Below are 6,902 nucleotides of genomic sequence, written 5' to 3'. Positions count from 1 at the left end.
GCCGGCTTCTTGCGCCCGAAGCCGAAGAATCCGCCGCGCGCGGGCGGCGCCGCGGGCTCCGTGAACGCGCGCAGGAGGTCGCGCGCCTCCTCCTGCGACGGGTACTCGGGGTCCGGGCAGTACGACTCGAACGATGCGTGATCGAACTGCGGCGGCGGCACGAGGTTGGCGACGAGGTCGGTGCCGGAGATGCTGGGGCGACGATCGACGAGGCGTGCGGATCTGTGGGACTTGTCAGAGGACATCGGAGCTAGTGTATCGCTGCTGTGCGATCCGGGCTCGCGATGCGGGCTCGCGATGCGGCTTCCCGGACCGGGCTCCGATCCGGGCCACCGGCCGGGCTCGGGCGATCTCGCGGCTCAGCCGCGCCAGGCGGGCCGCGGCAGGGCGCGCGCGAACTCCTCGGTGACGCGCTCCCACGGCTCGGGGTCCACGTTCCACAGCTTGACATGCTCTCCGCTGCTCTGCAGCCGCAGCTGCACCAGATCGGGCCTCGCCTCGGCCAGCCGCTGCGCGCCCGCGCACGGCACGAAGGTGTCCTCCTCGCTCGCGTGGATGAGCACGGGCACCTGCAAACCCTCGGCGAAGGCCGCCGGGCTGAGGCCGCCGATGGCGAGCCCCCCGGGCTCTCCCGCACGCACGATCCCGCGCCCGAGCAGCTCGATGCCGAGGTCGGCGACGAAGCGCGGGGCCGACCGCCCCGCCGCGTGGTAGCGCAGCAGCGCGCTCCAGTCGACGGCGGGCGAGTCCAGGATCAGCCCGTCGACGACCCCCCGGTGCCCACCCCGGGTCGCGGCGACCAGGCATGCGGTGCCGCCCATCGACCAGCCGAAGAGGGTGACGCGCTCGGCGCCGCGCCGCACGGCCTCCCCGATCGCGGCGTCGACATCGCGGCTCTCCGCGATGCCCACGCCGTAGCGGCCGTGCTCGCCGGGCGGGGCCCCCGGATCGTTGCGATAGCTGATGACGAGGCTCGTGATACCGGCGCGGGCGAGCGGTGCGACGCCCCGGAGCGCCTCCTCGGGCAGCGCACCGCGGCCGTGCACGTGGATCGCCCAGCGCTTCTTGCGCGCCAGCCTCGGACGCACGAGCCAGGCCTCCGCCTCCCCCAGCTCGGTCGGGTAGACGATGCGCTCGACGCGGTATCCGAGTTCCTCGGGATCGGTGTACCACCAGCCCGTGATCCGCCCGAGTACCCCCTCTCGCAGCTCGCCGCGATCGAGGCGCAGCACCTCGCGCGCCGCTCCGTCGCGCCCGCGGGCGAGCACGGGCCCGAGCCGGGCGTGGCCGGCGCCCCGGTCGAAGAGCAGAGAGTAGCGGCCCGGCAGGTCGGCGTCGGGTCCGCGGAGCCACGCGATCGTGCCCCCGGACTCGGGCTGGAGACGACCGACGAGCACGGGCGTCTCCGGCTCGCCGGGCGTCACCGCCATGCGCGCGAGCAGCACCCCGATCGCGGCGGCTCCGACCGCACCCACCGCCACCGCGCCAGCGCCGATGCCGAGCGCCCGCCCGAGCCTGCGTTCCCACTGCTCCATGGCCACGACTCTACCCGCGCCCGTGCCGGCGCTTCCAGACCCGTCGCGCCGCCGGGATCCACCGGTCATCGGCGTGGCAACACGGCATCGTTCACAGCAAACTCTAGTGTTCCCTGTGTGATGGCAAGGATCGGGCAGGAGTCCGTTGAGTTCAGTGTCGCCGCCGAGCAGATTCGCCGGGCTCGCCTGCGCGAGGAACTGGTCGTGCAGGAGATCCCCGCTCCCGAGCGCATCGCGCCTCAGTCGATCGCGCTGGCGGCCGGGGTCGCCCGCGGCCCGCGTCGCGGATTGACGCCCGAGGGGTCGATCGACTCCCATCACGGCGCCGGCCGATTCGTGCTCATGCGGGATCCCGACTCCGCCGACGAATGGGGGGCGCCCTACCGCGTCGTCTGCTTCGCCCAGGCTCCGCTCGAGGTGGAGATCGGCGTCGATCCCTTCATCTCCGACGTGGCCTGGTCGTGGCTGGTCGACGCGCTCGACGCGCGGGGCGCGGAGTACACCTATCTCTCGGGTACGGCCACGAAGACCCTCTCGAGCGGCTTCGGCACGCTGGAGGCCCAGGGCGACGCCGCTCAGATCGAGTTGCGCGCCTCGTGGACGCCCCTCGGCACCGACTTCGCGGCGCACGCCGAGGCGTGGTCGGAGCTGCTGTGCCTGCTGGCCGGCCTGCCGCACGGCGAGGGGGCGTAGCGCATGGTCGAACAGTCGGAGCTCGACACGAACTGGTCCCTCGTCACCGAGGACGACGACCTCGAGCGCGCGGCCGAGGAGCTCTCCTCGGGTACCGGCCCGGTGGGCGTCGACGCCGAGCGCGCCTCGGGCTTCCGCTACGGCTCGGAGGCGTACCTCGTCCAGGTGTTCCGGAGGGGTGCGCGCCCCTTCCTCTTCGACCCGACGCGGCTGAGCACCTTCGCCCCGCTCGCCGAGGCCATCGACGGCGAGGAGTGGATCCTCCACGCCGCCAGCCAGGACATCCCCTGCCTCGACGAGCTCGGCCTGCGTCCTCGAACCCTCTTCGACACCGAGCTCGCGGCGCGACTGCTCGGCTACGAGCGAGTCGGCCTCGGCGCGATCGTGGAGTCGCTGCTCGGGATCAAGCTCGAGAAGGCGCACTCCGCCGCGGACTGGTCGCAGCGCCCCCTGCCCGAGCCGTGGCTCGAGTACGCCGCGCTCGACGTGGCGCTGCTGCCGGATCTGCGCGACGCCGTGCTGCAGGACCTCGATGCGCAGGGCAAGATCGATTTCGCACTGCAGGAGTTCGAGGCCGTGCGCACGCGGCCGGAGAAACCCCGTGCCGCGGAACCGTGGCGCAGGCTCTCGGGCGGGCACGCCCTGCGCACGCCGCGCGCGCTCGCGATCGCGCGGGAGCTGTGGCTGGCGCGCGACGAGCTGGCGCGCGAGCGGGACGTCGCGCCCGGCCGCCTCATCCCCGATGCCTCGATCGTCGCGGCGGCGTCGGCGAACCCGCGTTCCAAGGGCGACCTGGCGCGGCTGCAGACGTTCCGCGGGCGGGCGAGCCGCACCGAGCTCGATCGCTGGTGGCGGGCCGTGCTCGCCGGCAAGACCACGGATGAACTGCCGGGGCCGAAGACCCGCGAACCCGGCTCGATCCCCCATCACCGGAGCTGGCCGCAGCGCCATCCGGAGGCGGCGGCCCGGCTCGCGGCCGCGCGGGAGGGCGTCGCAGCGGAGGCGGAGCGGCAGCGCATCCCGGTGGAGAATCTGCTGACGCCGGATCACCTGCGCGCGATCGCTTGGCGACCCCCGCAGCCGGCCGCGGCCGAGGACATTGCACTCCGTCTCAAAGAGCTGGGTGCGCGCGACTGGCAGATTGGAATAACCGCACCAATTATCGCCGCCGCTTTTGTAGATCTCGCATAATGAAATTTCGCGAGATGCACTGATTTGCGGTGAATCCTCACCGGACCTCCCCAAAATGAGACTGCGTCTCTAGGATGGGTACGGACGCAGTTCACATACCTATGGAGGCGAAGTGGCCGCAATGAGAGAGGTCGTGTTCGTGGACGGGGTGCGCACCCCGTTCGGACGCGCTGGAGACAAGGGCATGTACGCAGGGACGCGGGCCGACGACCTGGCGGTCAAGGCGCTGCAGGGGCTGCTCGAACGCCACCCCGATCTGCCGCTCGACCGCATCGACGACGTGGGCATCGCCGCGACGACGCAGCAGGGCGACCAGGGGCTCACCCTCGGGCGCACGGTCGCGATCCTCGCCGGCCTCCCCGTCACGGTGCCGGGCTTCGCGCTCGACCGCATGTGCGCCGGCGCGCTCACCGTGGCCTCGTTCATGGGCGCCGCCATCGGATCGGGCCAGTACGACCTCGCCATCGCCGGCGGGGTCGAGCACATGGGCCGTCACCCGATCGGGCTCGACGCCGATCCGAACCCCCGCTTCGTCGCCGAGAAGCTCGTGAGCCCCGACGCGCTCAACATGGGCATCACCGCGGAGCGGCTGCACGACCGCTTCCCGGAGCTCACCAAGGAGCGCGCCGATCGCTTCGGCATGCTCAGCCAGCACAAGGTGCAGGCCGCCTACGATCGCGGCGACATCCAGGCCGACCTGGTTCCGGTGGCCACGCGCTCGGGCGCCGGCTGGGGCCTCGCCACCGAGGACGAGGGCCGCCGTCCCGAGACCACCATGGAGGGCCTCGCCGGTCTCAAGACCCCGTTCCGCCCGCACGGCCGCGTGACCGCCGGCAACGCGTCGCCGCTCACCGACGGGGCGACCGTGTCGCTGCTCGCGGGCGCCGACACCGCCAAGGAGCTCGGCCTCCCCGCCAAGATGCGGCTCGTCGGCTTCGGCTTCGCCGGCGTGCAGCCCGAGGTGATGGGCCTCGGCCCCGTCCCCTCCACCGAGAAGGCGCTGCGACGTGCCGGCCTCACCATCGACGACATCGGACTCTTCGAGCTCAACGAGGCCTTCGCCGTGCAGGTGATCTCCTTCACCGATCACTTCGGGATCGCGGACGACGATCCCCGGGTCAACCCCTGGGGCGGCGCGATCGCCTTCGGCCACCCGCTCGCCGCATCCGGCGTGCGGCTCATGATCCAGCTCGCCCGCCAGTTCGAGCAGCGCCCGGACGTGCGCTACGGCGTCACCGCCATGTGCGTCGGCCTCGGCCAGGGCGGCACCGCCATCTGGGAGAATCCTCATTTCGACGGCAAGAAGGGCAAGTAAGCAGCCATGACCGACTACAGCAGCATCGACTTCTCGCCCATCATCGACGCCTCCGCGGACGAGGTCGTCACGGAATCGTACGTCCGCGACGTCGCGCTCCCCTCCGGCGGCACGCTCGCCCTCGTCACCCTCGACAACGGCCGCGACCACACCCGCCCCAACACGCTCGGGCCGCGCACCCTGCAGGGCCTCGCGCGCGTGCTCGACGAGCAGCGCGACCGCGCCGCGGCCGGCGAGATCGCCGCGGTCGCCGTCACCGGCAAACCGTTCATCTTCGCCGCCGGCGCCGACCTGTCGAAGGTCTCGACCCTCGCCACCGAGGAGAACGCACGGCTCATGGCGCAGTACGGGCACTTCGTGCTCGGCAAGCTCGGCGCGCTGGGCGTGCCGAGCTTCGCGTTCGTGAACGGCCTCGCCCTCGGCGGGGCCATGGAGATCGCGCTGCACTGCGACTACCGCACCCTCGACTCCTCGGCTGCGGCGCTCGCCTTCCCCGAGGTGTTCCTCGGCATCATCCCGGGCTGGGGCGGCGCCACCATCGTGCCGAACCTCATCGGCATCGAGAACGCGCTCGAGGTCGTCGTCTCGAACCCGCTCAAGAACAACCGCATGCTGAAGCCGCAGCAGGCCTACGAGCTCGGCCTCTTCGACGCGATGTTCGGCTCGGCCAGCTTCCTGGAGCGCTCGATCGCGTGGGCCGACGGCGTGATCGCCGGCACGGTGAAGGTCGACCGGCCGAACGTGCCGGGTAAGCTCGAGCGCCTCACCAAGTGGCCGGCCGCCATCAAGATCGCCCGCGACACGCTCAAGGCCCGCATCGGCACCGCGGCCAAGGCCCCGTACATCGCGCTGGATCTGCTCAGCGCCGCCAAGGACAACGACCTCGAGCGCGGCTTCGAGCGCGAGGACGAGGCGCTCGCGGAGCTGATCTCGGGCGACCAGTTCGCCGCGTCCATCTACGCCTTCGATCTCGTGCAGAAGCGCGCGAAGCGCCCGGCCGGCGCTCCGGACAAGGAGCTCGCGAAGCCCGTCAAGAAGGTCGGCGTGATCGGCGCCGGCCTGATGGCCAGCCAGTTCGCGCTGCTCTTCGCGCGCAAGCTGCGCGTACCCGTGCTGATCACCGACCTGGATCAGGCGCGCGTCGACAAGGGCCTCGCGTACATCCGCGGCGAGATCGACAAGATGCAGGAGAAGGGCCGGCTCAGCGCGGACGACGCCAACCAGGTCAGGGCGCTGGTCAGCGGGACCACCGACAAGAGCCGGTATGCCGACTGCGACTGGGTGATCGAGGCGGTCTTCGAGGAGCTCGGCGTCAAGCAGCAGGTCTTCGCCGAGATCGAGCCGATCATCTCCCCCGAGGCCGTGATCGCCACCAACACCTCGTCGCTGTCGGTCGAGGAGATCGGCGCGAAGCTCGAGCACCCCGAGCGGCTCGTCGGGTTCCACTTCTTCAACCCGGTGGCGGTGATGCCGCTCATCGAGGTCGTCAAGATCCCCACGACCGACGACGCGACGCTCGCCACCGCCATGACGGTGGCGAAGAAGCTGGGCAAGAGCGCGGTGATCACCGCGGATCGTCCCGGTTTCGTCGTCAACCGCCTGCTGGCGAAGGTGATGGGCGAGGCCGCCCGCGCTCTCGACGAGGGCACCCCGATGCCCGTCGTGGAGCGCGCACTCGCGCCCATCGGCCTGCCGATGGGCCCGTTCGAGCTGATCGACCTGGTCGGCTGGAAGGTCGCCGCGCACGTGCAGGACACCATGGTCGGCGCCTTCCCCGAGCGCTTCTACGCCTCGGAGAATCTGCACCGCCTGGCCGAGGTCGAGGAGCCGCTGAGCAAGACGAGACACGGCAAGGTCGAGGATCTCTCCAAGGCCGGCAAGAAGGCGATCACGCTCGGCAAGACCGCGGTGAGCGAGGAGGAGATCCTGCGCCGCGTCGAGGACGAGCTCGCGGGCGAGATCAGGATCATGCTCGACGAGGGGGTCGTCGCCGCGGCCGAGGACATCGACCTCTGCCTGATCCTGGGCGCGGGCTGGCCGTTCCAGGCCGGTGGGGCCACGCCCTATCTGGATCGCGTGGGGGCGAGCCGGCGCACCTTCGGCGATACCTTCCACGAGCCCCCCATCGCCGGCGCCCACTAGCCCGGTTCCCCGCTGGGGTTCCGCTC

At 71.5% G+C, this 6,902-nt stretch carries 5 protein-coding genes and 1 pseudogene; 4 read left to right on the top strand and 2 right to left on the bottom strand.

All coding sequences use genetic code 11. The annotated features are described in order from the left end of the window. Nucleotides 1-245, bottom strand: a pseudogene (locus tag ACWKZU_RS00120) (cell division protein ZapE); the annotation flags it as partial. Nucleotides 246-359: 114 nt separating this feature from the next. Continuing rightward, complete coding sequence (locus ACWKZU_RS00115; RefSeq protein WP_449280359.1) at nt 360-1,535, bottom strand: alpha/beta hydrolase family protein; 1,176 nt, start codon at nt 1,533-1,535, stop codon at nt 360-362. Between the two features lie 120 nt (nt 1,536-1,655). Between ACWKZU_RS00115 and ACWKZU_RS00110 the strand changes: the two genes are divergently transcribed. The 4 genes from ACWKZU_RS00110 to ACWKZU_RS00095 all read left to right on the top strand — a co-directional run bounded on the left by ACWKZU_RS00110 (nt 1,656) and on the right by ACWKZU_RS00095 (nt 6,876). Continuing rightward, complete coding sequence (locus ACWKZU_RS00110) at nt 1,656-2,228, top strand: DUF3000 domain-containing protein (protein WP_449280358.1); 573 nt, start codon at nt 1,656-1,658, stop codon at nt 2,226-2,228. A gap of 3 nt (nt 2,229-2,231) precedes the next feature. Next, a complete protein-coding gene (locus ACWKZU_RS00105; protein WP_449280357.1) occupies nt 2,232-3,419 on the top strand; it encodes an HRDC domain-containing protein in 1,188 nt (395 codons plus the stop codon). 121 nt (nt 3,420-3,540) lie between these two features. Next, on the top strand, nt 3,541-4,734 hold the full coding sequence (locus ACWKZU_RS00100; RefSeq protein ID WP_449280362.1) for a thiolase family protein: 1,194 nt from the start codon (nt 3,541-3,543) through the stop codon (nt 4,732-4,734). 6 nt (nt 4,735-4,740) lie between these two features. After that, nucleotides 4,741-6,876 (top strand): 3-hydroxyacyl-CoA dehydrogenase NAD-binding domain-containing protein, encoded by a 2,136-nt coding sequence (locus ACWKZU_RS00095; protein WP_449280356.1) that lies wholly within the window; start codon nt 4,741-4,743, stop codon nt 6,874-6,876. Nucleotides 6,877-6,902: the final 26 nt, after the last annotated feature.

It is taken from the genome of Leucobacter sp. (assembly GCF_053528595.1).
This window is presented reverse-complemented; position numbering and strand designations above follow the sequence as displayed.